32 protein-coding genes are annotated in these 21,594 nt (G+C 64.6%); 3 read left to right on the top strand and 29 right to left on the bottom strand.

What is annotated here, in order from left to right; genetic code table 11:
- Both NMB43_RS11930 and NMB43_RS11925 read right to left on the bottom strand, forming a co-directional pair.
- Positions 1-270, bottom strand: coding sequence for a hypothetical protein (locus NMB43_RS11930; protein ID WP_494348384.1), 270 nt, complete (start codon positions 268-270; stop codon positions 1-3).
- Complete coding sequence (locus NMB43_RS11925; RefSeq protein WP_494348383.1) at positions 270-476, bottom strand: hypothetical protein; 207 nt, start codon at positions 474-476, stop codon at positions 270-272. The genes NMB43_RS11930 and NMB43_RS11925 overlap by 1 nt, the downstream gene beginning before the upstream one ends.
- Before the next feature lie 207 nt (positions 477-683).
- Between NMB43_RS11925 and NMB43_RS11920 the strand changes: the two genes are divergently transcribed.
- The 3 genes from NMB43_RS11920 to NMB43_RS11910 all read left to right on the top strand — a co-directional run bounded on the left by NMB43_RS11920 (position 684) and on the right by NMB43_RS11910 (position 1,990).
- Entirely contained in the window at positions 684-1,058 is a 375-nt protein-coding gene (locus NMB43_RS11920) for a hypothetical protein (RefSeq protein WP_494348382.1), read from the top strand.
- A complete protein-coding gene (locus tag NMB43_RS11915; protein WP_494348381.1) occupies positions 1,055-1,516 on the top strand; it encodes a BRCT domain-containing protein in 462 nt (153 codons plus the stop codon). The genes NMB43_RS11920 and NMB43_RS11915 overlap by 4 nt, the downstream gene beginning before the upstream one ends.
- 66 nt (positions 1,517-1,582) lie before the next feature.
- The gene (locus NMB43_RS11910; protein ID WP_494348380.1) at positions 1,583-1,990 is read left to right on the top strand and encodes a thermonuclease family protein; all 408 of its coding nucleotides are present in this window, start codon (positions 1,583-1,585) and stop codon (positions 1,988-1,990) included.
- A gap of 218 nt (positions 1,991-2,208) precedes the next feature.
- Here NMB43_RS11910 and NMB43_RS11905 read toward each other — a convergent pair whose 3' ends face one another.
- From NMB43_RS11905 to NMB43_RS11775, 27 genes are all read right to left on the bottom strand, one after another.
- The gene (locus NMB43_RS11905; protein ID WP_494348379.1) at positions 2,209-2,457 is read right to left on the bottom strand and encodes a hypothetical protein; all 249 of its coding nucleotides are present in this window, start codon (positions 2,455-2,457) and stop codon (positions 2,209-2,211) included.
- A 254-nt stretch (positions 2,458-2,711) separates the two neighbouring features.
- Positions 2,712-3,092 carry a hypothetical protein gene (locus tag NMB43_RS11900; protein WP_494348378.1) on the bottom strand — a complete coding sequence of 127 codons (381 nt, stop codon included), beginning with the start codon at positions 3,090-3,092 and terminating at the stop codon, positions 2,712-2,714.
- A 4-nt stretch (positions 3,093-3,096) separates the two neighbouring features.
- Complete coding sequence (locus NMB43_RS11895) at positions 3,097-3,504, bottom strand: type II toxin-antitoxin system HicB family antitoxin (protein WP_494348377.1); 408 nt, start codon at positions 3,502-3,504, stop codon at positions 3,097-3,099.
- A gap of 100 nt (positions 3,505-3,604) precedes the next feature.
- Positions 3,605-3,787 (bottom strand): type II toxin-antitoxin system HicA family toxin, encoded by a 183-nt coding sequence (locus NMB43_RS11890; RefSeq protein ID WP_494348376.1) that lies wholly within the window; start codon positions 3,785-3,787, stop codon positions 3,605-3,607.
- 67 nt (positions 3,788-3,854) lie between these two features.
- On the bottom strand, positions 3,855-4,298 hold the full coding sequence (locus tag NMB43_RS11885) for a hypothetical protein (RefSeq protein WP_494348375.1): 444 nt from the start codon (positions 4,296-4,298) through the stop codon (positions 3,855-3,857).
- A 52-nt stretch (positions 4,299-4,350) separates the two neighbouring features.
- Complete coding sequence (locus tag NMB43_RS11880; RefSeq protein ID WP_494348374.1) at positions 4,351-5,373, bottom strand: phage late control D family protein; 1,023 nt, start codon at positions 5,371-5,373, stop codon at positions 4,351-4,353.
- A gap of 2 nt (positions 5,374-5,375) precedes the next feature.
- A complete protein-coding gene (locus NMB43_RS11875) occupies positions 5,376-5,786 on the bottom strand; it encodes a phage tail protein (RefSeq protein ID WP_494348373.1) in 411 nt (136 codons plus the stop codon).
- Positions 5,783-5,995: a hypothetical protein gene (locus NMB43_RS11870; RefSeq protein ID WP_494348372.1), complete on the bottom strand. Its 213-nt coding sequence runs from the start codon at positions 5,993-5,995 to the stop codon at positions 5,783-5,785. The genes NMB43_RS11875 and NMB43_RS11870 overlap by 4 nt, the downstream gene beginning before the upstream one ends.
- 3 nt (positions 5,996-5,998) lie before the next feature.
- Complete coding sequence (locus tag NMB43_RS11865) at positions 5,999-8,608, bottom strand: phage tail tape measure protein (RefSeq protein ID WP_494348371.1); 2,610 nt, start codon at positions 8,606-8,608, stop codon at positions 5,999-6,001.
- Positions 8,605-8,724 (bottom strand): GpE family phage tail protein, encoded by a 120-nt coding sequence (locus NMB43_RS11860; protein ID WP_494348370.1) that lies wholly within the window; start codon positions 8,722-8,724, stop codon positions 8,605-8,607. The genes NMB43_RS11865 and NMB43_RS11860 overlap by 4 nt, the downstream gene beginning before the upstream one ends.
- Positions 8,725-8,732: 8 nt before the next feature.
- Positions 8,733-9,035: a phage tail assembly protein gene (locus tag NMB43_RS11855; RefSeq protein WP_494348369.1), complete on the bottom strand. Its 303-nt coding sequence runs from the start codon at positions 9,033-9,035 to the stop codon at positions 8,733-8,735.
- A 111-nt stretch (positions 9,036-9,146) separates the two neighbouring features.
- Positions 9,147-9,656, bottom strand: a complete 510-nt coding sequence (locus NMB43_RS11850; RefSeq protein WP_494348368.1) for a phage major tail tube protein — start codon at positions 9,654-9,656, stop codon at positions 9,147-9,149.
- A 27-nt stretch (positions 9,657-9,683) separates the two neighbouring features.
- Positions 9,684-10,856 carry a phage tail sheath protein gene (locus tag NMB43_RS11845; RefSeq protein ID WP_494348367.1) on the bottom strand — a complete coding sequence of 391 codons (1,173 nt, stop codon included), beginning with the start codon at positions 10,854-10,856 and terminating at the stop codon, positions 9,684-9,686.
- 108 nt (positions 10,857-10,964) lie between these two features.
- Positions 10,965-11,357: a hypothetical protein gene (locus NMB43_RS11840; protein WP_494348366.1), complete on the bottom strand. Its 393-nt coding sequence runs from the start codon at positions 11,355-11,357 to the stop codon at positions 10,965-10,967.
- Positions 11,354-12,271, bottom strand: coding sequence for a hypothetical protein (locus NMB43_RS11835; protein ID WP_494348365.1), 918 nt, complete (start codon positions 12,269-12,271; stop codon positions 11,354-11,356). Before NMB43_RS11835 ends, NMB43_RS11840 begins: the two co-directional genes overlap by 4 nt.
- Before the next feature lies 1 nt (position 12,272).
- Positions 12,273-14,219 carry a phage tail protein gene (locus NMB43_RS11830; protein ID WP_494348364.1) on the bottom strand — a complete coding sequence of 649 codons (1,947 nt, stop codon included), beginning with the start codon at positions 14,217-14,219 and terminating at the stop codon, positions 12,273-12,275.
- Positions 14,216-14,833, bottom strand: coding sequence for a phage tail protein I (locus NMB43_RS11825; protein ID WP_494348363.1), 618 nt, complete (start codon positions 14,831-14,833; stop codon positions 14,216-14,218). Before NMB43_RS11825 ends, NMB43_RS11830 begins: the two co-directional genes overlap by 4 nt.
- Entirely contained in the window at positions 14,826-15,737 is a 912-nt protein-coding gene (locus tag NMB43_RS11820; RefSeq protein ID WP_494348362.1) for a baseplate assembly protein, read from the bottom strand. Before NMB43_RS11820 ends, NMB43_RS11825 begins: the two co-directional genes overlap by 8 nt.
- A complete protein-coding gene (locus NMB43_RS11815) occupies positions 15,734-16,090 on the bottom strand; it encodes a GPW/gp25 family protein (RefSeq protein WP_494348361.1) in 357 nt (118 codons plus the stop codon). Before NMB43_RS11815 ends, NMB43_RS11820 begins: the two co-directional genes overlap by 4 nt.
- Positions 16,087-16,623: a phage baseplate assembly protein V gene (locus NMB43_RS11810; protein WP_494348360.1), complete on the bottom strand. Its 537-nt coding sequence runs from the start codon at positions 16,621-16,623 to the stop codon at positions 16,087-16,089. Before NMB43_RS11810 ends, NMB43_RS11815 begins: the two co-directional genes overlap by 4 nt.
- A 99-nt stretch (positions 16,624-16,722) precedes the next feature.
- Positions 16,723-18,615: an AAA family ATPase gene (locus NMB43_RS11805; protein ID WP_494348359.1), complete on the bottom strand. Its 1,893-nt coding sequence runs from the start codon at positions 18,613-18,615 to the stop codon at positions 16,723-16,725.
- A gap of 66 nt (positions 18,616-18,681) precedes the next feature.
- Complete coding sequence (locus NMB43_RS11800; protein ID WP_494348358.1) at positions 18,682-19,131, bottom strand: phage virion morphogenesis protein; 450 nt, start codon at positions 19,129-19,131, stop codon at positions 18,682-18,684.
- Entirely contained in the window at positions 19,119-19,613 is a 495-nt protein-coding gene (locus tag NMB43_RS11795) for a phage tail protein (protein WP_494348357.1), read from the bottom strand. The genes NMB43_RS11800 and NMB43_RS11795 overlap by 13 nt, the downstream gene beginning before the upstream one ends.
- A complete protein-coding gene (locus tag NMB43_RS11790; protein WP_494348356.1) occupies positions 19,597-20,112 on the bottom strand; it encodes a lysis system i-spanin subunit Rz in 516 nt (171 codons plus the stop codon). Before NMB43_RS11790 ends, NMB43_RS11795 begins: the two co-directional genes overlap by 17 nt.
- Complete coding sequence (locus tag NMB43_RS11785; protein WP_494348355.1) at positions 20,109-20,918, bottom strand: N-acetylmuramidase domain-containing protein; 810 nt, start codon at positions 20,916-20,918, stop codon at positions 20,109-20,111. The genes NMB43_RS11790 and NMB43_RS11785 overlap by 4 nt, the downstream gene beginning before the upstream one ends.
- Positions 20,915-21,196, bottom strand: a complete 282-nt coding sequence (locus NMB43_RS11780) for a hypothetical protein (RefSeq protein ID WP_494348354.1) — start codon at positions 21,194-21,196, stop codon at positions 20,915-20,917. Before NMB43_RS11780 ends, NMB43_RS11785 begins: the two co-directional genes overlap by 4 nt.
- On the bottom strand, positions 21,193-21,591 hold the full coding sequence (locus NMB43_RS11775; protein WP_494348353.1) for a hypothetical protein: 399 nt from the start codon (positions 21,589-21,591) through the stop codon (positions 21,193-21,195). Before NMB43_RS11775 ends, NMB43_RS11780 begins: the two co-directional genes overlap by 4 nt.
- Positions 21,592-21,594 lie beyond the last annotated feature (3 nt).

Here is a 21,594-nt window from a genome sequence, read left to right as displayed (position 1 = left end):
TCAGCGGATTTCGTCGAGAAGGGCGGCGATGTCGTGGCACGGCTTGCCTTCGGAAGCCATGTCAAAGGCGCGGTCGACCACATTGACGGCGTCGGTCACGCAAGCGTCGGCCAGATCAATCAGGCCATCGAGATCGGCAGGCAGGCCGAGCACGGTGGTGTCGGGGTCCAGCGGCTGGCCGGCGCGCAGTTCGCGCATCTGACGCACAACCATCAACAGCGTCTGCAGGGCGCAGTGCTGCGTGACGACGGGGGTCGTTACGACGCTCATCAGGCAATTCCTTTCTTGAGGGTGGGCAGGCCCTTGATCACCAGGGAACGGGCCAGGGCGTTGAGCGAGCAGTTCTGTTCCTCGGCCGCCGCTTCGACGGCGCGGAACTCGGCGGGCAGCAGGCGCAGCGCAATGGGGCGGTGCTTAAGCACACCCTGCGGTGCGGTGCGCTTCTTGCGAGGCGAAACAGGTTTGGCGGTGGGCATCGGCGGTATGCTCTGCGTTGTCGTGTTACACACATATAGTGATAGAACATTTCCATCATGTCAACAGAAGTAATGGAAGAATTCCATCTTCGCATCCGAGCCGAGCTTGAAAGGCTTGGCCTAAGCCAGGCTGAGGCGGCTAGGCAGGCGGGGGAGAAAAGCCCTCAACGCCTGCGTGACGTGCTTATTGGGAAGCAACGCTGTCCCTTGGAACTGCTGAGCGCGCTGTGTGAAATTGGTGTGTCAGCCGGCTTTGTGGTCACAGGGGAGCGCAATCAGGTGGGCATTCCCGACGAACACGCCCGCCTGATCGCAGCCTACGACGCAGCCCCCGAAGCCATCCGCGCAGCGGCAATGGCGGTGCTGGCGACTGCACCCAGGAAGCCGCAGCTCCGCATCGTGGAAGAACCGGAGCTGGAACCCTTACCCGACGAAACTGAAGAGGACCGCAGGCGTCACGAGGACTTCATGGCGGCGATGGACCCAGTCGTGGGGGGCTCAAAGGCCAAGCCGAAGATCAGAACAGGGGTAACTCAACGCCCCCAACGAAAGGTGATTCCTGGCGTGGAAAAGAAGAAATGAGCTCCGAGTTGAGATTCGTCTATCGAGATGGAACCGGCCATGTCTCGACTCGGGAGCTGGACAACTGGAGAGAGGCAGGTCGGTACATCGTCGCCGTCACTTCGGAAGGCCCGCGCACGTTCCTGAAGTATCGAGTGATCGAGTACCTGGACGGTTCGGCCAAGTTGCTTGATCAGCCGCATTCACCGCCACCGGAGCCGCCCCGGCGAAAGGCCCTTGATCGAAGGCCGGAGATTCTCTTCACCGGGTTCGCAAAACAGATACGGGAGGACCTTGAGGAGAAGGCCGAACGTGCTGGGTTGCAAGTCGTGAAGAACGTCACCGTTGGTCTCTACGCGATTTGCGGTGGTCACAATGCTGGCCCTGCAAAGATGGAAGCGGCGCGAGCAAAGAACTGCTTCGTGCTGTCAGAGGCGCAGTTCCTTCACATGATTGAAACCGGTGAGATCCCTGATTGACCGATGAGCCCTGCATTGGCAGCACTTACATTCTCGCTAGTGACCCAAGCACAGGTAGCGTGTCCTGTGGTCGGCATCACCGATGGCGACACCCTGATCGTGCGCTGCCCCGGCGAAGCGCAGCAGAAGGTCCGCCTGGCCGAGATCGATGCTCCCGAAAAACAACAGCCCTTCGGTGAAGTCAGCCGCCAGGCGCTGGCGCGTCTCTGCTTCCGCCAGGAAGCCAGCCTCTCTATCCAGACCAGGGACCGCTATGGCCGCCTCGTGGCACGGGTGGAATGCCAGGGCCGCGATGCGGGTGGCGAGCTGTTGAGCGCCGGCCTCGCGTGGGTCTATGACCAATACGTGGTCGACCGCAGCCTGTACGCACTGCAGGAGGACGCGCGGGTACGGCGGGTGGGGGTGTGGGGGGATGCATCCAGCATTCCGCCCTGGCAGTGGAGGAAGGGCGCGCGAGCATCCGTCAGGCCCTGACCCGAAACCCTGCCCGTTTGGGTGGTTTGTGCGGCCTCCGTACAAACCCCGATCAGAAGTGATAGATTTGCAAAAAACAAAAAAATCGCCACCTGGGCAAGAGGTGGCGGATGGGGTGGTTAAGCCAGTGCGGGGCCGTCGATATAGGGTTTGGTTGCGTCCCGCTCTCGGCACTTAGCTGCTGCCGGTATAGCCGGCATCCACCGGGGAAACAAGGATCAGTCGTCCCAACGGAGAGTATCGGCCAGCTGATTGGCAATGCGTGCTGCGCGATCACGGTTGCGCTCCGCAAGGCCCAGCTGGCCGAATTCCACCTGGTTATCCGCCCAAATGATCGCGTAGGCCATGCCGATGGCCGGCCGCTTCTGATCCTCCGCACGTCGCGCTAGATCCTTGATACCCGCCGTGGTGGCGCGCGAGTCATTGCGGATGGGGAGCAACATCGAGTGCAGTGTGCGCTTGGACATGGGCAACGGTCAGTGGTGCGGGCCGACGAGCCTGGAGTGCAGGCACGCCAGCGCGGCCTCCTTCTGGTCCTGGTCGCCGCCAAGGGTGAAATCGCGGTAGGTGCCATCCGAATGGAATATTCGGACGGCGCAGCAGGTCAGATCACCGCTCTCGATTCGCTCAGCCAAGCGGCGCAAAGCCGACTCCAGCTCCTGCGGAGCTTCAGATAGTGTAAGCGGTGCCGGTGAGCCCATGAGGCGATGCTACCACTACGTCAGCAACGAGGACGGAAGGGGGGTGGAGCCTTCACGGGGGCGGGTGACAGCCGAGCTTTGAGCGCAAAAGGCAAGTGAGCGATCGGTACCGTCACGACACCGTGCGAGCCGCATCTCACGGCGACGATTTGTTGATCGTCGGTCTGGCCCCCAACCAATGTCCACTTCGTCTCGCACTTGCAGTCGCACTCATCTTGAGTGGCTGACATCGCAAGCAAATTGTTGCGCAACTGCTCCTTCAGTTCGCTGGGCACCAGATCCGGCTCTACCTCCAGCTCGCCGTGCTCGCTGCACACCAGTCGTACCTTTTCCTGATCCAAGGTCTGGTTTCCCACGAGACCCCAGGCGCCATTGTTATGGCACTGATCGTCGCATTTCATGAGGTCACCTCCCGGCCAGTCGCTCGAGCGCTGCGCGCGCCAAGAAGCCACTCCGGCTTTCTCCGGGCATGTCTTTCACGGCGTTGTCGATGCGGCGGATCAGGCTACCCGGCAGTGTGACGTTGATCTTCTCGGCCTTGCCCATGTAGCGCGTGACATCGACATCCACCAAGGCCCAGGACCAGCCGGCAAAGTCCGGATTGCGCTGGTGTTCTGCCACGCTGGTGGCGGCAGGCGGATCGATCCCATCTTCGCTGAGTCCTTCGAGGTGTAGTTCGATCGCCTCGCGCGCGCTGCGCATGGCGTCGTCGACGGTTTCACCGGAAGAGAAACAACCGGGGATATCAGGCACGACCACGCCGTAGGCTTCTTTCTCGTTGGTCGGTGATTCAATGGCAATTGCATAAAACATTGCGATAACTCCAAACAAATTTACACGCACCTCAGTAAGTAGGGGAGGGCGTGGTACGGGGGCAGGTGTTTGCTCGTTGAGCCTTCCGGAAAAGCCGGCCTCACTTGAGGCCGGCTTGCTTCTTGATGCTATTCAGGGTGCCTGCCGGTACATCCTTGTCTGGGTGCTTCACTGTGACCAGACCCGATTTCGTTGGGTGCTTGAACTGATGATGACTGCCCTTGCACCGCACTTCGTACCAGCCATCCGCCTGAATCATCCGGATGACTTCCAAACTGTTCATCTACCCTCCCTTAACTGTTGATGTGGTTATTATAACCACCCGCAAAACAAAAGCAATAACCCCGGAGTTATTTACTTGAGTCCTCAAGCAGTCTATTCGGTGTGCCCGGTGGCCCCTTGGGCGGGTCATCACCGATTTGGCGTCCGCATTCAGGGTGGTACCAAGGGCTGCTGCACTGGGTGCCATCGGGAACGGGTTTGATCCACCATGCCTGCGTGTATTCGGGAAGGCGGCCGTCTCCCGTGGATGCCCGCTGCGTCCCGGTCATGATCAGCCCGCCGAGGTGATCGCGCGTGACCATGGCGTCGAAGAGCGGCGCCACCAGATCGACCTTCACGCCGCCGTAAGTGCTCGTGCCGCTGAGGGGGGCTGAGATGTGAAGGGCGGTATGAGGTGGCCCATTCTGGAGTCGGTGAACGGTCAGGAATCCGATCAGGCGCGCAGCTTTAGCGGCGTCCTCCTTGGGCCGGCGTTCCCCGCGGCGGTAAAGTTCGACCATCTCGACAAGCATACACATACTGTAGCTTTGTACAGTTATGGCGTGTCAAGGGGGAAGGGCTGGATCAGTCCTGCAGTTCCAGCTCCAGGCTGGTGGTCAGTCCGCCATCCCCCAGCGTGTGGGTGGCCTTGCTGATCAGCCACTCAGCGCCGTCGATCTCGCGCTTGAAGCCTGAGACGGTCGCCGGGATCTCCGGGAACAGCTCGGGCCGGCCGTGGGCCAGAGTGAGCGAGAAGGTGGCGGCGCCACGCTGCAGGCGCTGCCATTCGGCCATGGCCGCGCGCTCGGCGTTGGCCTTGCTTGCATACACGTGGCGCAGGGTCTTGATGTTGTCGGCGCTGGCGTCCAGCTCCGACTTGGAGACGTGCTTGCCTTCCTGATCTACCAGCACTTCGCCGGTCTTCGCGCCGGCCGTGTCCTGCCAGCGCGCCCGCACGGCGGTGTAGGTGTCGCGTTCGGCCATGGCGAAGCGGTGGCTGTCGCCAGCCTGCCGCGTGATCGTCACGCGCTCGAGCGGCTGGCCGCTGGCGGTGGTCGCCTGGCCGATCACCGTGCAGAGCAGGCAACCGGCCTTCACCGTGGCCATGGCATCGAAGTCGCGGGCCACCCGCGTGAGCAGGTTGGCGTCCGACTCGCCGGTCTGGTCGACATGGTCGATCACCTGCTTGGCCAGGTCGGCCGAGATCACCGGCTTGAGCTTGTTCTGGGCGGCCACGCTGCGCACCATGTCGCCCAACGTCTTGCCGTGCCAGCTGCGTTCCTTCTTCGTGGTCAGGCCGGCCCGGAGGTCCGCGCTGCGCGCGCGCAGGGTGAGCTTGTCCGGCGCGCCGCTGTGCTCGACCTCATCGACCACGAACGTGCCCTTGTCGACCAGGCCGGTGTCCTCCCAGCCCAACGCCACGGCGAGCGTGACGCCGCGCGCGGGGATGGCGAGGCGCCCGTCCGAATCGTCCAGCGTGATGTCGACCTGATCGGCTTCGAAGCCGCGGTTGTCGGTCAGGGTCAGCGATTCGAGGCGCGGCTCGAAAGTCGGCGTGATGTCGCGGCCATCGAGCGTGATGCGGTAGATCGGGCGGGGGTGCGGCATGCTCAGCTCGCCGAGGGCGGCACGGCCAGGCCGGCGTCATCATCGACGCGCTTGAGCGTGATGGTGAACTCGATGCGCCGTGCTGCGCCGTCGGTAAAAAAGACGGTGCGCCCGATGTCCAACCCCTCGAGCACGAACTGCCCGAAGACGCGCCCGGTGCCCTCGACGAGCGGGTAGGCCTTGCCTTCGTCGCCCATCTTGCGCAGCTCGTCCAGCGTCATGTCCTTGCCGGTGATCTCGGGCAGCAGCACCCCCTTGAGTGTGATCGTCTCGTCGTCGGCGCCGAGGAACTGGCGCGCCGGCCGCACGCCGACCCGGCTGGTGCCGGGATGGCGCCACGCGAGCTGCTGCTGGAAGTCCTGATAGGCCGCCGTGGTGAGCGAGAAGATGTACTGCCCGAACGCCATCATCATGGCGAGACGCTCCGTTGTGCGATCTGCTGCTGCTCGCGCTGCCAGTCATCGCGGCAGTCGGTGTCGCACCAACGCAGGGGCTGCGGCACCGGCTCGTCGCAGAAGAGGCAGCAGCCGGACGCTTCTGGGCCAACGGGTTTGCGCTTGGCGAGATCCACCGCGCGGAACAGTTCCTCGGTGGCGGATACGCGGTCGATGAAATCACCCATGGATCAGTCCTTGTCCGTGAGACGCGAGCGGGCCTGTGCCGCCTTCGCCCGATCCCGCTCATCGATCTTGGCCACGACCAGGCGCGCGAGCGCCTGCTCATCCATGCCCGGGGCCGCGTGAATGTGGATCTCGTAATGGTTGCCGCCAGAGCCGGCCGCGCCTGCCGCGCTGGCCTGCGCCGCAATCGGTGGCCGGCGGTCGATCAGGGTGTCCGCCGCCATGGCCGGCAAGGAGAGGGCGCCCAGGGCGATGCCGGCACCGGCTGCCGTGATCCGCTTGGCGATGCTCGCCACGGTACCCAGCGGCCCGTCCTGTGCGGCGGCTAGGCCCTGGTCGAGCCCGGCCATCGTGAAGCCTCCGAGCTGCGCGAAGACGCGCGAGGGGCTGTGAATGCCCAGCCGCTCTTTGAACCATCCCACGACGTTGTCTGCCGCGCCGGTGATGGCGCCCTTGACCGTGGAGAGGCCGCTGGTGATGCCATTGACCAGGCCGCTGAGCAGCATGCCGCCGAACTGCGTGAACTTGCCCGGCAGCTCGATGCCGAACCAGCTCAGCACCGCCGCGAAGGCCTTGTAGAAAAGCCCGAGGGGCGACCAGTTCAGGAGCAGGGCGCCGATGCCGCCGATGCCGCCCGCGAAGGCTGCCCGGATCTCGGCCCACACGCCGGAGAAGAAGGCCTTCACCGTGTCCCAGTTGCGGTACAGCAGGTACGCCGCGGCGGCGAGCCCGGCGACGGCCAGAATCACCCACCCGATCGGGTTCGAGATCAGCAGCGCCCAGGTGGCTTTCAGGGCGCCCGCAAGCACACCGAAGCCGCCGGTGACCAGGCCGCGCAGTACGCCCAGCAGGGCGCCGCCCTGCACGCCGAACATGGCCAGGCCATAGCGCAGGACCGCGAAGGGGCCGATGATAGACGCCAGCGCCAGCGTGAGGCCGCCCATGACCACCAGCAGCGCGGCGACGGCCGCCGCCCCCTTGAGCAGCCCGCCGGCCAGCGCCGGGTGTTCCTTTGTCCATGTGGTGGTCGCCTTTACGATGCCTCCGACGGCTTCCATCAGGCTCACCAGCGTCGGCTGCAGGGTGCGGCCCAGCTCCACGGTCTGCGTGTAGAGCTTGTTCTGCGTCATCTGCCATTTGGCCGAGAGCAGGGTGTTCTTGATCTCGGCCTCGCGCGCCATCGAGCCCTTGGCCTGCTCGCCATTGACCAGCTCGAGCTGGCGGCGGTACTCGGCGAGGTTGTTGGCGAGCTTGCCGGCGTCGTCGCCGTATTCCTTGCCGAAGAGCTGCGTCGTGACGGTGAGCTGTTCGGTGGCCGGCAACTGCTTGACCGCGTCGAGCACCCTCAGGATGGTGCCCGTCGCGTCCTTCGCCATGCCCGTCTGGATCTCCTTGGCCGACAGTCGCAACGCGCGTAGCCCGGCCTGGAAACGCTTGGGCTGCATCTCCGCGATGGCCAGCTCGCGCACCATGGCGTTGCTTGCGCTTGCGGCCACCTCGGCGCTGGCGCCCAGCGACAGGAAGGTGGAGCCCAGGGCGGCGGCCTTACGATAGTCCAGCTTGTCGGCCACACCACCCATGCGCTGCAGCACTTCGATGATGTCGCCGCCCTTGGACTGCGCGTTGTCGTCGAGCCAGTTGATCGCGTCGCCCAGCTCGCTGATGTTCTTGATCGGGATCTTGTAGAGGTTGGCGATCTTGCCCAGGTTCTCGCCGATGTCACCGGCTGCCATGTCGAAGGCGGCAGCACTCACCCCGGCGGTTTCCGCGAAGGCGAGCAGATCCTCCTTGCCCTGGATACCCATGCGCGCGCCGGCCTCCACCAGCGCGGCAATCTCGGTCGTCGCCAGCGGGATCTTGTTGGCCGCGAGGTTCTGGATGGCCTCGGCCATCTCGTAGTAGGTCGACGTGAGCTGGCCGTTCGCGTCACGTGCGCCATTCACCTGGCGAGCCACGCCGGCCATGGCGTCTTCGAAGCTGCTGTAGTCGCGGATCAGCTTGACGATGGGCGCACCGATGGCCGCGCCGGCCACGCTCATCGAGGCGCCAGCTCCCGCCATCTTGTTGCGGGTCTCCAGTGCGGCGTCATAGCCCTTCTTCGCGGCGTAGAGCTGCTGGGCGCGCTTGTTGACGGCGGCCAGTGCGGCCTCCTGCCGGCGCAGCGCGGCCGTGGCCGCGTCGGTCTGCGCGTGCAGGCGCTGCTCGTGTTCGGTGAGGTTGCCGACGCCGGCCGCGTTCATGGCGCTGCGCATCTGCAGGAGTTTCTGCGTCTGCTTGGTGTGCGCGTCGCTCAGGCGCTGGGCGGCGCGCTCGGCGGCCCGCATCTGCACGCCCATGGCGCGGGTCGGTTTCTCAGTGGCTTCGAACTGCTGTCGCAGCATGCCGGCCACAGCCTGCGCGTTCTTGAGCTGGGCGGACGTGGCCTGCGCTTCGCCCTGCAGCTTGCGCAATGCGTCGACCTGGCCCTGTGCGGCGTTCAGTTCCTTGAGGCGGTCGCGGATCGCCTTGACCTCGCGCGCCGTCGTCTTCGATTCGACGCCCACCGCACGGATCGGGCGCACCACGCGATCCACGGCGCTGAGCACCACCTTGAGCTGCAACAGGCGCCCGCTCATTCCTCATCTCCCCCATGCCGGACCCGTGCGCGCTCGCGCCAAGCCATCAGATCACTCAAAGACATACCCTCGAAGGCAGACGGCGGCCAGTGAAAGACCACAGCGATATCCGCCATCGCATCCTCTACTCGGGCAGGGATGCCGCCGCACGCATGTCCTTCGTCAGCAAAAAACTGCTCACCTTCGTGCCTAGCTGACACAGGTCGGCGGGGTCCATGCGGGCGACATCGTGCTCGGTGAGCATTGGGCTGCTGATGCGCGGCAGCACCTTGATCAGGGCCGCGACGTCCATCTGCAGGAGATCGGTGAGATTGACGCCGCGCAGCTCGCCCGCGTCGGGCTTGCGGAGCGTCACTTCGGTGATGGTCTGTTCGCCCCGGGTGATCGACTTTTCCAGGGGGATGCTGTTCGGGTTCTTGGTGGTCATGGTGTCCTCGCGTCGCGAGGGGCGCCTCACTTCGGCGGCGCCCCTCCAGTCCTTCCTCCGGCGCTATCCGTCTCGCCCGGCAGTTCTCGCGGTGGTGTATGTGGTGTGGGCTCAGATGCCCATGGCGGCGCGGATCGCGGCCTGGCGATCGACGCCGTCGACGATGTAGAGACCGTTGATCATGTCGATCTCGATCACGACGGCGCCATTGACGATCAGCTTGTAGTAGCTGAGCGAGGACTTGACCTTGAACTCGGTGTCGTCGCCCGGCTTGGCTGTGCCCGGATCGATCTCGGCGTGCCGGCCGCGCACGACCATCTCGATGGCATCGACGTCGCCCGTGTCGTCACGCTGGTAGCCGCCCGCGAAGCGCAGCATCACGCCGTCGGCTTTGGCGACGCCGAACTGCGCGTAGATCTGGCGCATGAAGCCGCCGTAGGTGTGCTCCAGCTCCAACTTCTCGAGGCCGAGATCGATGTCCACCTCGCCGGGCATACCGCCTCCGCGATAGCCCTCCAGCTTCGCGGCGAGCTTGGGCAGCCCAACTTCTTTCACCTGGCCCATCATGCTTTCGCCTTCGTTGAAGACGTTGAAGCCCTTCAGTTTGCGTGGCAGTCCCATTGGACGCTCCTTTCAGTGGTGGGCCGCTCAGCCGGTGATGCGGGCGGCGAAGTCGACGAGGTAGCGATCGGTGATGCGCTGGCGGAACATCAGGTTCTCCAGCGGCGGCACCGGCGTGTAGTCGTAGTCGATGTAGAGCTTGCCGGTCTTGAGCACGGCGGCCTCGTTGATCTCGGCGTCGAACCAGGCGTTGCCGTCGATGATGTAGCCCTGCGCCTTGAGTTCGCGGAACTTGGCGTTGATGCCTTCGAGGATGTCGCGCACGAGGCTCGGATGCATGGGCTTGTCGACGGCCCACATGTGCGCCTCGGCCATCGTGTCGGCCAGCACCTGGGCGGTGCGGGTGTAGTTCTCGAAGGCGAACAGCGGATCGTCCGAGCAGGTGCGCGAGCCCCAGAAGCGGTAACCGTTCTCGTTGATCAGCGTGGTCACATCGGCCGCGTTCATGTAGCCCGCATCGGAGGCCGGGTTCTGCAGGTCGAAGAAGATCGGCTTGGTGAGCCCCGAGACGCCGCCAACAGCGATGTTGGACAGGGTCTTGTGCCAGCCTTGCTCTTCGTCGAGCTTGGCGCGTAGGCCCACGGCGCGGGCCGTAGCCCAGGTGGTCGCCTCGGCATTGGCCGTGGTGTCCCAGGTGACAAAGTCGGGCCAGATCAGCATGAGTTCGCGCTGGCCGAAGTTCTCGCGGTAGGTGACCGCCGCTTCCTTGGTCTCGCAGCCCCAGGCCGAAACGTAGGCGAAGGCGCGCAGCTTCTGCGCAATCGTGGCCAGCTCGGTGGCGACGTTCAGGCTGTCGAGGCCCGGGCAGGCCAGGATGCGCGGCTGCACACCCAGCTTCGTCTTGGCGCCCAGCAGCGCCTTCATGCCGGTGAACTGGCCATCGGCGGTCACCGTGCCGATCACATTGCTGGTGGTCGCGGCTTCGTCGGCGCCTTCCTCGACGCGCACGACAATGGTCAACGTGTTGGTCTGATCGGCGATCGCATCGAGCACCTTGGCGAGCGTGCCATCTTCGCCGGCCTTGCCGATGGCACTCACGACATTCGTGAGCAGCACAGGCGTGTTGAGCGGGAAGGTGGCCGCGTCCGCATCCGGCGCCGTGCAGACCAGGCCGATGACGGCGGTCGCGATGGTGCGGATCGGGCGCACGCCCTCGTTGATTTCCACGACCCGTACGCCGTGGTGGTAGTCGGTTGCCATGCAGGTCTCCCAGTGGGTAGGCGGTACATGGCAAGGATGCCGCGCGCGCGCGGTCTGGCCGAGCGTTGGATGTTGTAGGCGCACCGGCCTACAACATCGCGTCGCGCGTCACTTCATGACATTGAACTTGAAGCCGAAGGCGCCGGCCGGACGCCAGCCGGCGTAGAGCTTGAGGCGGGTGCCGAGGTAGCTCACGAAGGGCAGCGGAAGGACACCCACGCGTGTGACGGCGAACATCCAGCCGCCGCCAGGCTTGTGCACTTCAGAGCCGTGGAGGGAATACAGCACACGGTCGCGGTCGGCCACACCGAGTCCGTAGAAGGTCAGGTTGTGCGCCGGGTTACGTGCCCACCACATGAGGCGGCGGCGCCACTCGGGGCGGCCCGGTTCGTACCAGGCCGGTGCGTAGCCGTCGTCTTCGTTGCCAACGATCAGCCACCAGGGATTGAGCTTGCGATACCAGGGCACCGCGCGACGTGCCGGAAGCGGGATGGCGATCATGACGGCAGCACCAGGGCGGGCAGCTCGGCCAGCAGCTGAGCTTTCGTCGGCTCCTGGCGCACGCCGTCCGTTACGTCCGCCAGGACCGCGTAGCACTTGGCATAGCAGGCATCCATCCAAGCGGCATAGGCCACGCCCTCGTTGTGGAAGGGGCCGGGGTAGGCGGCACGCAGCGCGGCCGAGCGGATGTCGTCGTAGCCCTTCTCCTTGGCTTTGGCGTTGAGCAGCGCGTCGACTTCTTTGAGCAGCAGCGCAATCTTGCGCTGACGCACTTCCTCCGCTGACAGGGCGGGCGCGTCTTTGATGACAGGCTGACCGTCCTGGCCGGCTTCGATGAGCTTGCCCTGAGCGCGCGCGTCGATGGCGCGGAGGTACAGCTCATCGCTCACCGGCTGCGCATCGGTCGGCAGCAAACAAGCCGGGTTGGAAACGGTCACCAGCGGCGCGTGTGCGCTCCAGTCCGGAATGGAGATGGTGGGCGGCTCCGCCTCTTCGTCGGGCACCTCAATCGACGGTGGAGTGGCTTCCTCATCGGGTACGGCCATCATCGGTTGCTCGACGTCCATGTCGGGTACCGACACCATGGGACAGACCGCATCCGGATCGGTGATGACATCCAACGGGGCCGGCCCTTCGCCGATCCAGTTCTCGCGCGGGACGGCAATCATCGGCGCCTTCCATGACGGGTCCGGTACCAGCTTGGTGGGGCGCTCCCAGTCGGAATCGATCGGTACCAGCTTGGTGGGGCGTACCCACGAAGGGTCTGCCACCTTGATCGTCGGACGTACCCACAGCGGGTCGGGCACTTTGACGGTCGGGCGCTCCCAGTCCGGGTCTGGGATTTCGATCTCGCGCGCGCCGTGCGCGTCGGTATCGTAAAAAGCGTTGGTCGATGGCGAGTAGTAGCGGCTCATGTCAGTACCCGATGGCGAAGTAAGTGAGTTGGGTGTTCGGCGTGACGACGCTGTCGAATTCGCGCGCGCTAAGGACGCAACCGAAGCGGGTGGGCTCGCCATGTACGAACACGTTCCCGTTCGGGGCCTCGACGCCCGAGAACAGTCCCGGAATGACGAAGAGGCACATCGTCGTGAAGGCGATCGGGAAAGTCACATTGACCGAGCCGGACCCGGCGAGGTCGCCGAGCGTGACGCGCCCCCACTGGAAGATGGGCTTCAAGCCATCAGCCCCAGGGGGGAAAACCTTGTAACCGTTCACCGTCAGAGACTGCGGCGAATCGCCCGCATGCCAGACGTGCCAGCCGTTGACAGTGAGGTGCTGGCTGGCGAAATCATAGCCAAAGCCTCCGCGGGAGCTGTTCCAGAATCCGAAGGCGTTCGAGTTGGAGTACAGGTAACCGTGCAGGAAGCTGATGGACCTCTCGGTATCAGGGCCGGAGATCACGACGTTTCCACTCTGGCCCACGCTAAACACTTCGCCGTAGCCCGCATTGGTGAAGCGAATGCGCTCAGCCCCGGACGCGCCGTAGCACTGCACGTTCCAGCCGACGCCGTTGTCCGAGGCCCGCCGGAGGAATAGGCGTCCGCCCTCGACTCCGGCATCGACGCGATTGGCGACCAGATCCACGGCGGTCACGGAGCCAGTGACGGATAGGTCGCCATTTACTGACCCGCCCGAGGACGTTCCCCTCACGCGCTCAACCCCATTGCAGACCATCGCGATGGTTCCGTCGCCGAAGCTCGCCAGCGCACTGAGTTGAGTCGAGTAGGCGCTGTTCACAAATCGGAGTACGCCGTGATTGTCAGACGGCCGATTGACGATCGTCATGCCAACGGGGTTGTCGTTGCGGGCATAGCCAGCGATAGGATCGCCTGTCGTCGACTGCGCATACAGCATGCCCGTCAGGTATCCGCCCGTGAGCTTGAGGTATCGGGCATCGCCCTGGGCTTGGGTAAGGCGTGCGGCGATCATGTTGGTGACCGTCGTCGCAAAGTTGGGGTCGTTGCCCAGTGCCGCCGCCAATTCGTTGAGCTGATTGAGCGCTTCGGGAGACGAATTCACCAGCGCTGCGATGGCGGCCTGCACAAAAGCCGTCGGCGCGGCCTTGCTGCTGTTGTCGCCAGCGGCGGGGGTCGGAACGGTGGGGGATACCGTGAAGCTATTAGCACCGGTGAATGCATTGTTCGTCGCCTCCATCGCAAACGCGCCAAGGTCCGACGCGTCGACACTTGCCTTGAGCTTCGCCGCGGCGCTCCAGCCAATCTTGACCGCATTGGCGGTCTGCCCGACGCCTGAGCCTTGTTGCACCGGCGTGAAGCCCAGCGAGCCTTCGACCTGGCCCTTCGAATGGGTGTGGTTAACGCCGGAATACGCCGCATCGCCCTCCAGTTTCGTGAGGTACTGCGGGTGCGGGTCTGCCGCGGCGACGTGCGCCGCGTCCTTGTCGTCGACGTACTGCCGCGTGGCCAGCACCACGGCGGGGTCGATCTTGAGCTGCACCGCATCCGCACTGGTCACCAGGAAGACCAGGCGCACCACCTGCGTGCGGCCCGAGCCCTCGGCGAGCTGCGGCTTGTAGCTGGGTGGGCAGTTGCCCACCGCGATCAGATCTCCGGCCTCGTCGTACAGCCCCAGCTCGCGGATCCACCAGCCGCCCACGGACTCGGGAATCACCTGCTCGGCGATGAACTGGGAGGCGTTGGCCGGATCGGGGGCGAGCTGATTCAGCGGGGCACGGCGTACCTCGTGCACCAGTGCGGTCTGTGCGCGGCTCGGCTGAGGCACCACGCCGTTGCCGTCGCCGACGGCCATGTGCGTGATGCGCAGTGCGGTCCCGAGGGCGTTGGCGTTGGCGAGCTTCGCTTCGCCTACCGCCGTGAGAATGGAGAAGTAGGTATTGCTCATGATGGGTAGACGCTCATGGTGTCGATGGTGTGGGTGACAGCGGCGATCACGAGCCCCGACAGCGACTCGATGGGACCGGGCTCATATGGATAGACGGTGGTGATCTCGCCATCGAGGACGGCCAGACCGAAGCGGAGGTCACCGCGCGATTCGAGGTTGATGGCCAGCCCGAGCAGATGGCGGCTCACCGGCTTCGCGTCGTCGATCAAACGCTCCAGCTCGCCGTACATCTCGTCGGTGATGCCTGTGTCGAGCACGCCCACGTCGATGCGAAACGTCCCGGGCTCGCCCAAGGGCTGGGTCTGCCACCACTCGGTGACTTTGATCAGGTAGCCCAGGGGTTCGACCACCCGGCGCAGTGCGGCGATGGTTCCCTTGTGGCGGTGGACATGGAAGGACGAGCGGATCACTTGCCGCTTCGTGAACTCCGACCAGGCCGGATCCCAGCGATCCACGGAAAACGCCCAGGCTAGGTACGGCAGCAACGCGAGCGGGCAGCGGTCAGGGCTCCACAGATCGCGCAGCGGCACGTCGAGCGCCAGCGCGGCGGCGCAGGCCTCGGCCGCGGCGCGCTCAAGCTCGGTGGCGTTGGCGGGTAACAGACGCTCAGTCATCGGTACCGCCCACGGTGAGCGTGTAGCCCGTGCAGTAGGCCGCCTGGGTCGGCGTCAGCACGACGTCAGCCGCGGGCTGCTGCACCTCGACGCGCTGCACGCCTTCCACGTGCAGCGCAGCGAAGATCGCCGAGCGCCGGATGTCGCGGCCGATGCGGCGCTGTGCGCTGACGTAGGCCTGCAGGCGGGCATTGGCCGCGGCGAGGATGGGCTCGGCTTCAGGGCCGGGGAACAGGTAGAGCTGGGCGACGATGGCATAGGGCACGATCTGCGCCGACTGCACCGTGAGTCGATCACCCACCGGGCGGATCTCTTCGTCGTTGAGTGCAGCCGCGACAGTGGCCAGCAGGTCGGCCGGTGCGGTGCCGTCGCCCTCGGCCGCCAGCACGCTGACCGTCACATAGCAGGGTGCCGGGCTGATGGCGCTGACATGGGCCACGCGGCCGTCGGCGGACATCGCGTGCCATTCGTAGGCGCCACGCGGCCCTGCAACCGACAGACCCTCGAAGGCGCGCTGCGTGCGCTCGCGCAGGGCCGCGTCCAGTTCCATGACGGCGGCCAGCGGCGGCACCACGGTGTTGTCGGCGCCCTGCACCGTCAGGCGCTCAACCTTGAAGTTGGCGGCGAGCTGGTCGAGATCCGCGCCGCGCGAGAATGCCAGCATCACCGCCTTGGCGGCCTCGTTGATGCGCTGACGCAGGCCCAGCTCGCGGTAGGCGTTCTCCTGCAGCATTTTCGCGAGGGGCTCGGACTCTAGCGTCAGCGTCTGCGCGACGGCGGCCTGCTGGTCAGCTGGGTAGAGCGCGATGAGCGCCGCCTTACGTTGCGCGAGGATGGCCTCGAAGTCCAAGGTCTCGATGACGTTCGGGGCCGGCAGTTGAGAGAGGTCGATCGGTCCGCTCATCGCACGGCCACCTGCAGGTTGACGGCGGCGCCGCGCGCGACATCCTTGCGCGTGCCCTCCAAATTGACGATGAGCTTGCCGGCGTCGCTGCCGGTCCCCACGAGGACGTTGACGCGCTCGATGCGCAGCCGCGGCTCCCAGGTGTAGATCGCCATGACGGTGGCGGCCATCACGCGCAGGCGCGTGGCGTCGTTGATGGGCTGGTCGATCAGGTCGGGCAGCAGCGATCCGTAGTCGCGGCGCATGACGCGCGACCCGATGCGCGTGGTCAGGATGTCGCGGATCGACTGACGCAGGTGCTCGAGGTCGGACACCGAGCGGCCGGTCTGGGCGTTCATGCCGGCGTAGCTCATGCCGTCGGGCCTCCGGTCTTGGCGACACCCGGCGTCACGCCGTCGTGCTTGTGCGCATCGAGCACGACACCATTGCTGATGACTTTGCCGACCACCTTCACATCGCCTTTGATGTTGATCGTCGGGCACTCGATGTCGATCGACTCGGAGGCGTGCAGGGAGGCTGAGCGAATGCCGGTGGCGGTCAGGGCACCTGACGCGTGGTCGTAGGCAATGCGGGCGCCGTCGGGGTACCGCACGACGTGCTCGCTCGCACTGTGGGTCGGGGCGGGGTGGTCTGTGGAGTAGAGGCCGACCAGCACGACGCCGGCCGCCGGATCACCGCTGGGGCTGAGCACGAGCACCTGCTCGCCCACGGTGGGCGGATCCCATGTGCGCGTCTCACCGGCGCGGAAGGTCAGCCAGGGCCGCCAGGTCGTTTCAAGGTCACCGCTCTTGACGCGGCAGCGCTCGGCGTCGTGATCCACAGCGGACACGGTGCCCAGGCGCACGATGCTTTCGAGACGGCGGGAGAGGTCGGCGAGCAAATCCATGCCCGCAGGATGACGCGCGCGCGCGGCGCGCAGTAGCTATACATGTTGTAGGGCGGCCGCCCTACAACATGCAGCCACTGCGCAGTATTAGTGCGCCACTCAAGTCGTCTGAATTCGCGAGAAAAGCTCCACAAACGCCCTGGGGAGAGTGCGTCCGGCTGTAGCTAAGATTCCCTTGTGCACGACTTCGATGTGCAGTTGTCTTCGGATTGCGCCGAGGCACGGGAACTTTGTTTTCGCCAGTTCCGCGAGTCGTTTGCCATTCACATGGCAGTACTCGCTTGACGCTCGTACCATGGCTCCATTTAGGAATTCGATATTTAAGTCGTAGTTGTCCGGCGCCATGCCAAGAATCTTCGTGTGCACAGCATCAGCAATCTGCTGCCACCGGCTCCCGTCCGTCAAAACAGCCAGGACATCACAGTTTCGTTCCAGGCCGAACTCTTCGGGAGGAACTTTATCTTGATGGTTATGCAGGATATATAACCCCAAGGTCAGCGGGTTTAGGATTGCGCTTTCTATGTTGTAGAACACCCCTTCACCGAGCACGTGTAAGTTCTCCTGAGGTTGGTTCTTTGCGTCCCAATCGATGATGCCATGGGTGGTTAGATTGCCCTCGCCAACTAGCGACTTAACCGTCCCTTTGACATTTTCACAGTTCCCTTGTCCGTTCAACGCAGCGATAAACCGATCAGTCTTCTGGGGATCAAGCTCCCCGAAGCTGGCTGTAAGCAACTGCCTGACTAGGGTCGGCACCAACTTCGCTGCAGCGGGGATGAAAGACAAGGACACACCAGCATTCAGGTGCTTTCCCTGCTCCCGCAGCATGGAGAAGATGTTCGCGTACACGCCGACGTCATACTCGCTTTCCACGTAGACCTGCCGCCTGTTTGTTGGCTGCACAGATACGTGCGACACCCCAACTAGCAACTCACTTATCGCGTCGTCGCGATCTACAACCACTAAATCGCGATCACTGACACGCATGACCGTCCCCTCGTCAAATACGGCAACGGTCGTGGGAGAGTGCGTGGTAAAGATGACCTGGCAGCCAAAATAATGAGCGATGGTGCGCAAGGTGCTGTGTAGCTTGATCACCATCTGAGGATGCAACTTGCAGTCCGGCTCGTCGAGAAGGAGAAGCCTCGGCATTTGGCCGAGTTGCCCTGACGTCGTCGTGTACATGGTTAGGCACAGCCACATCAAAACCTTCTCGCCAGATGAAAGTGCTGCTGGATCAACAAACGTTCCGTCGGGAAGGGTTAGTTTGGCCTGATATGTGGCTCGATTCTCCGGCGTTGGGACTGGAATCTGGTAACGGCCATTCAGACTCTCTCGCAGGAACTCATTGAAACTCTCCCATGGAGGAGGCCCGAAGCGCCACTCGAAGTCCTCTCCACTCCAGTGCGGGTTGCTCTCTCCATACTTGTGGTTCCTGAATTCCGCGAAGTCGTTTTGCTCTCGCCGATACCAGTAGGCGAGCATAGTGGCTGTGACGTTTAAGTGTCCAAGGCCGCTCGCATATCCCGCCACCATGTGATCAGCAACATCCTCGGCACTTAAATCGTTGACACCGCAACTGAGGGCCCTTGCTGCCGCCCTTACCGCGTGCATAACCGCGTGAGGGCTCACTGCCGAACCGTGACGCCCAAATGGACTCATTTGGCCGATCGCCTCGTTCGAGTCTGAGCTAAGCTTGCCCCGCCAGCTTTCATAAATTGCCTTTGCCTGGACAAGGCTCTCTTCATGCTGAACTCGGTTGAAGTCGAAGGACAAAGCCGGCTGCAGTTTCTCAAGATCGAAATAGGCGATTCGATGCAACGGCAGTTTGTCTGTTCCATCAAATACGACGGTTTTCCCTTCAGCGATAGACCGCATCAGCCTCGATTTTCCCGCTCCGTTTCGGCCAATGATCGCGGTCAGCTCACTCTCGACGCAGACGTCTGAAGCAAGTTGAAAGCCAAAGAACTCCTCGTGAGAGCACAAGCGCATATCTATCCCCTAATTGTTATATGGGAAGTATATGCCGATAGCTTTCACCTGCAGGAATGCCTGATATCAGATGGACAGGTGATTTAGCACAAGCTCGCAGATGCGCTCGACATCCCGCTCTGCTAGGCCTATCAGACCGCGCGCCGGGTATTGCACCTCTCGCTGACTGCGACGCGAGACGCGATCGCGCAGGCCTTCATGGTGGATCTGGGCGATGCGCTGCACCTGGGCTGAGAACTCGACCACGGCTTCGTCCGGCGTGCCGATGGCCTTCATGAAACGATTGGTCCGCAGACGCGAGAACATGCGCCGACGGATCGCGCCCTGCTTGGCGCGCGCCTGCGTTTTGCGGGGGGCGTAGGGCGAGCCGTCCGGATTGACCTGGGCGGCAATGCGCGCCTGATTGCGCCGGCGAAGCTCAGCGGCGAGCACTTGCGCGAGCTGCTTGCGCTGGCCTTCTTCGAGTGTGGCGAGCAGGCCGTCGGCCCACTCGCTGAGCGCTTCTAACTCGGCCATTGCGTGTCTGCGGTCGGCGGCCAGACGATGGCCGTTCCCTGCAGCGCGTATTCCCACACCGACACGTCGGCGAAGGGATCGAGCGGCGGCTCGGGCAGGTGCTCGACCACACGCTCCCCGTCCTCCGACTCGCTGACCCTGACCCGCTCGGTCAGCTTGATCGTCATCGACATGTCGATCGCGCTGTTGCTCAGGATCTCGGCGTCGAACCGGAAATCCTCCTTCATGCGCTCGGCATTCTGGAGCAGCTCGCGCTGGTGCGTGGCCAGCCATGACAGCGTCGGCACGACCAGGCGGTCGGGATGGTCGGCGTAGTCGATCACGACCACGTTCAGTGTGTAGGCGTACTCATACGAGAGCGATGCGGTCGCGGTCGACTGAATGCTGCCTGAGTCGATGTAGAGGCGCAGCCGATCGGGGTTGCGTTTCAGATCGGGATTGGCGGCCTCAAGCGCCGCGCGAAGGCTACTCGGCTTGTACATCGCAGGACTTCCGCGTGAGGATCAGGGCGGCTTGGCAGGCGCCGAGCTGCCGGGCGACGTCGTCGGCTTCTCCGGCGAGCGCGGAAAGATCTCCAGCAAGCGACGCAGGAAGTTGGGTTCCCGCTTCACCATGACAGCCGGGTCCGGCTCCGGCGGCTTCGGGCAGACGTAGGCCACCTTCGGTTCTGCCGGCAGGGAGCTGCAGGCGGACATCGCCAGCCCGCAGGCGAGCGATAAGCCGATCACGATCAGTTTTCTCACGTTGGGTTTCCTCCTGGTAGCGGCGGCCAAGGTCCGCCATGGCTGCGTTGGCTTGGGCGTCGCGCTCGCGCACCTTGGCGTAGGCCTTGATGAGTTCGGCCTGGCCAGCGGCCACACGGCGCGCGTCGGCAAGATCCCATTGCGCCTGCACGTGGCCCGCGCCTTTCACCCAGCAGAAGCCGCCGACGGCGGCTGCCACCGCAGCGACCACGAGCCAGCGCAGCAGCAGCGGATTCATGCCGCCTCCGCTTCGGTGACCCCCGCGAAGCGCTCATAGGCGCGCGCGAGCTTGGTGTCGTAGAGGTTCTCCTTGTAGGCCGGCCCGTTGTAGAGGCGCGCGAAGTCAGCCCACTTGCGAGCCTTGAGTGCCTTCTGCAGCGCTGCGTCGAGTTGGATGAACCGCACGAAGGCGGCGAGCTGCTCGCCCTCGCTGCGGCGCATGGCGGCCTCGAATGCGGTGGCACTCTCGTAGCCCAGCGCCTGCCAGTGATAGCCCATGATCTGGAACAGGCCCCAGCTCGCCGACTCGATGGCGATGGCTGGGTGGATCTCACGGGCACGCGCCAGGCGCATGTACTCGTCGGCGCCGCCGATGTAGCCACCGCGCTTCGCGCTCACCACGTTGGGCCACTTCGCGGCCAGCTCTTCAGCATCGAGGCCGGCCGTCTGCAGGCGCTGGTACATGACGTGACGCTCGTACAGGATCACCGGGCGGCCGTCGGCCAGGAAGCCGCAGCCGCGGCTCTCCACCGCGTTGATGGCCTTGATGCTGGCCAGCGGCACGCCCAGCGTCTCGGCGGCGGCGACCAGGTCGGCTTCGCGTAGCAGGTGCTCTGTGCGGCCACCCAAGGCCAGGGCGGCCAGCGTCTTGGGGCCTGCCGTGCCGTCGACCACCAGGCCGGCCTTGCGCTGGAAGGCCGACACCGCCTCGACGGTGGCCTCGCCGTACCAGCCGTCGACCATGATGTTGAAGCCGGCCGCGCTCAGCGCACGCTGGATGGCGCGCACGTCCTCGCCGGTGTCACCGAGGGTCAGGATTTTCATGGGAAGCTCCTTTGCTTGCGCGCCCGGGGGCGCAGTCGGGATTCGGCGATCGCGCGCAGGGCGATGCCACCGAAGATGCACAGCAGGGCCAGGAAGGTCTGCCGCAGGTTGAGGGTGGGCGCGAGGCACAGCCCGAAGGCGCCGGTCGCCAGCAGTGCCCAGGCGTGGCGATGCAGGGCACGCGCAGGGCGATGCGGGCCGTGACGATGGTTGGCAACGCAGACGGCGTGCCACAGCACGACCAGGGCGAGCAGCGCGGCGAGCGTGGTGAGGATCACGATGGGCCACCTCCGATGTTGTCGAGCTTGCGGCCGGCTGCGGCGCGTGCCTTCGGCAGCAGCCACAGCCCGCCGTAGCCCACGAAGACCGCCGCCGGCAGGTTCAGGTGCGGCGCACTCAGCGTGACGCCTGGCAGGGCCGAAAGCAGGCCAGCAAGAAGCTGCGCGACAGCCGGTGCGAGGTATCCGGCCAGCACGGCCGAGAACACCACCTGCACGACGCGCACGATGGTGCGGGTGGGCGGCAGATCGGTGACCGCATAGACGCCGCCGAACATGCCGGCCAGCAGCAGCGGGTAGTCCAGGCCGGTGGCCACGCCTGCGATGACGATGCCGCCGGTGCCCAGCGTGGCGAGGGGGCCGAGTGCGCTTGCGGTGGTGGTCGGTTCAGCCACGGT

This window comes from Uliginosibacterium sangjuense (genome assembly GCF_059132465.1).
The sequence above is the reverse complement of the archived record's forward strand: the minus strand, read 5'-3'. Positions and strand labels throughout refer to the sequence as shown.

What these genes read in the sequence shown, in the direction of transcription:
- NMB43_RS11930 (WP_494348384.1), bottom strand. Translation starts at nt 270, where the DNA reads ATGAGCGTCGTAACGACCCCCGTCGTCACGCAGCACTGCGCCCTGCAG.
- NMB43_RS11925 (WP_494348383.1), bottom strand. Translation starts at nt 476, where the DNA reads ATGCCCACCGCCAAACCTGTTTCGCCTCGCAAGAAGCGCACCGCACCG.
- NMB43_RS11915 (WP_494348381.1), top strand. Translation starts at nt 1,055, where the DNA reads ATGAGCTCCGAGTTGAGATTCGTCTATCGAGATGGAACCGGCCATGTC.
- NMB43_RS11905 (WP_494348379.1), bottom strand. Translation starts at nt 2,457, where the DNA reads ATGTCCAAGCGCACACTGCACTCGATGTTGCTCCCCATCCGCAATGAC.
- NMB43_RS11900 (WP_494348378.1), bottom strand. Translation starts at nt 3,092, where the DNA reads ATGAAATGCGACGATCAGTGCCATAACAATGGCGCCTGGGGTCTCGTG.
- NMB43_RS11895 (WP_494348377.1), bottom strand. Translation starts at nt 3,504, where the DNA reads ATGTTTTATGCAATTGCCATTGAATCACCGACCAACGAGAAAGAAGCC.
- NMB43_RS11890 (WP_494348376.1), bottom strand. Translation starts at nt 3,787, where the DNA reads ATGAACAGTTTGGAAGTCATCCGGATGATTCAGGCGGATGGCTGGTAC.
- NMB43_RS11885 (WP_494348375.1), bottom strand. Translation starts at nt 4,298, where the DNA reads ATGCTTGTCGAGATGGTCGAACTTTACCGCCGCGGGGAACGCCGGCCC.
- NMB43_RS11880 (WP_494348374.1), bottom strand. Translation starts at nt 5,373, where the DNA reads ATGCCGCACCCCCGCCCGATCTACCGCATCACGCTCGATGGCCGCGAC.
- NMB43_RS11875 (WP_494348373.1), bottom strand. Translation starts at nt 5,786, where the DNA reads ATGATGATGGCGTTCGGGCAGTACATCTTCTCGCTCACCACGGCGGCC.
- NMB43_RS11870 (WP_494348372.1), bottom strand. Translation starts at nt 5,995, where the DNA reads ATGGGTGATTTCATCGACCGCGTATCCGCCACCGAGGAACTGTTCCGC.
- NMB43_RS11865 (WP_494348371.1), bottom strand. Translation starts at nt 8,608, where the DNA reads ATGAGCGGGCGCCTGTTGCAGCTCAAGGTGGTGCTCAGCGCCGTGGAT.
- NMB43_RS11860 (WP_494348370.1), bottom strand. Translation starts at nt 8,724, where the DNA reads ATGGCGGATATCGCTGTGGTCTTTCACTGGCCGCCGTCTGCCTTCGAG.
- NMB43_RS11855 (WP_494348369.1), bottom strand. Translation starts at nt 9,035, where the DNA reads ATGACCACCAAGAACCCGAACAGCATCCCCCTGGAAAAGTCGATCACC.
- NMB43_RS11850 (WP_494348368.1), bottom strand. Translation starts at nt 9,656, where the DNA reads ATGGGACTGCCACGCAAACTGAAGGGCTTCAACGTCTTCAACGAAGGC.
- NMB43_RS11845 (WP_494348367.1), bottom strand. Translation starts at nt 10,856, where the DNA reads ATGGCAACCGACTACCACCACGGCGTACGGGTCGTGGAAATCAACGAG.
- NMB43_RS11840 (WP_494348366.1), bottom strand. Translation starts at nt 11,357, where the DNA reads ATGATCGCCATCCCGCTTCCGGCACGTCGCGCGGTGCCCTGGTATCGC.
- NMB43_RS11835 (WP_494348365.1), bottom strand. Translation starts at nt 12,271, where the DNA reads ATGAGCCGCTACTACTCGCCATCGACCAACGCTTTTTACGATACCGAC.
- NMB43_RS11830 (WP_494348364.1), bottom strand. Translation starts at nt 14,219, where the DNA reads ATGAGCAATACCTACTTCTCCATTCTCACGGCGGTAGGCGAAGCGAAG.
- NMB43_RS11825 (WP_494348363.1), bottom strand. Translation starts at nt 14,833, where the DNA reads ATGACTGAGCGTCTGTTACCCGCCAACGCCACCGAGCTTGAGCGCGCC.
- NMB43_RS11820 (WP_494348362.1), bottom strand. Translation starts at nt 15,737, where the DNA reads ATGAGCGGACCGATCGACCTCTCTCAACTGCCGGCCCCGAACGTCATC.
- NMB43_RS11815 (WP_494348361.1), bottom strand. Translation starts at nt 16,090, where the DNA reads ATGAGCTACGCCGGCATGAACGCCCAGACCGGCCGCTCGGTGTCCGAC.
- NMB43_RS11810 (WP_494348360.1), bottom strand. Translation starts at nt 16,623, where the DNA reads ATGGATTTGCTCGCCGACCTCTCCCGCCGTCTCGAAAGCATCGTGCGC.
- NMB43_RS11805 (WP_494348359.1), bottom strand. Translation starts at nt 18,615, where the DNA reads ATGCGCTTGTGCTCTCACGAGGAGTTCTTTGGCTTTCAACTTGCTTCA.
- NMB43_RS11800 (WP_494348358.1), bottom strand. Translation starts at nt 19,131, where the DNA reads ATGGCCGAGTTAGAAGCGCTCAGCGAGTGGGCCGACGGCCTGCTCGCC.
- NMB43_RS11795 (WP_494348357.1), bottom strand. Translation starts at nt 19,613, where the DNA reads ATGTACAAGCCGAGTAGCCTTCGCGCGGCGCTTGAGGCCGCCAATCCC.
- NMB43_RS11790 (WP_494348356.1), bottom strand. Translation starts at nt 20,112, where the DNA reads ATGAATCCGCTGCTGCTGCGCTGGCTCGTGGTCGCTGCGGTGGCAGCC.
- NMB43_RS11785 (WP_494348355.1), bottom strand. Translation starts at nt 20,918, where the DNA reads ATGAAAATCCTGACCCTCGGTGACACCGGCGAGGACGTGCGCGCCATC.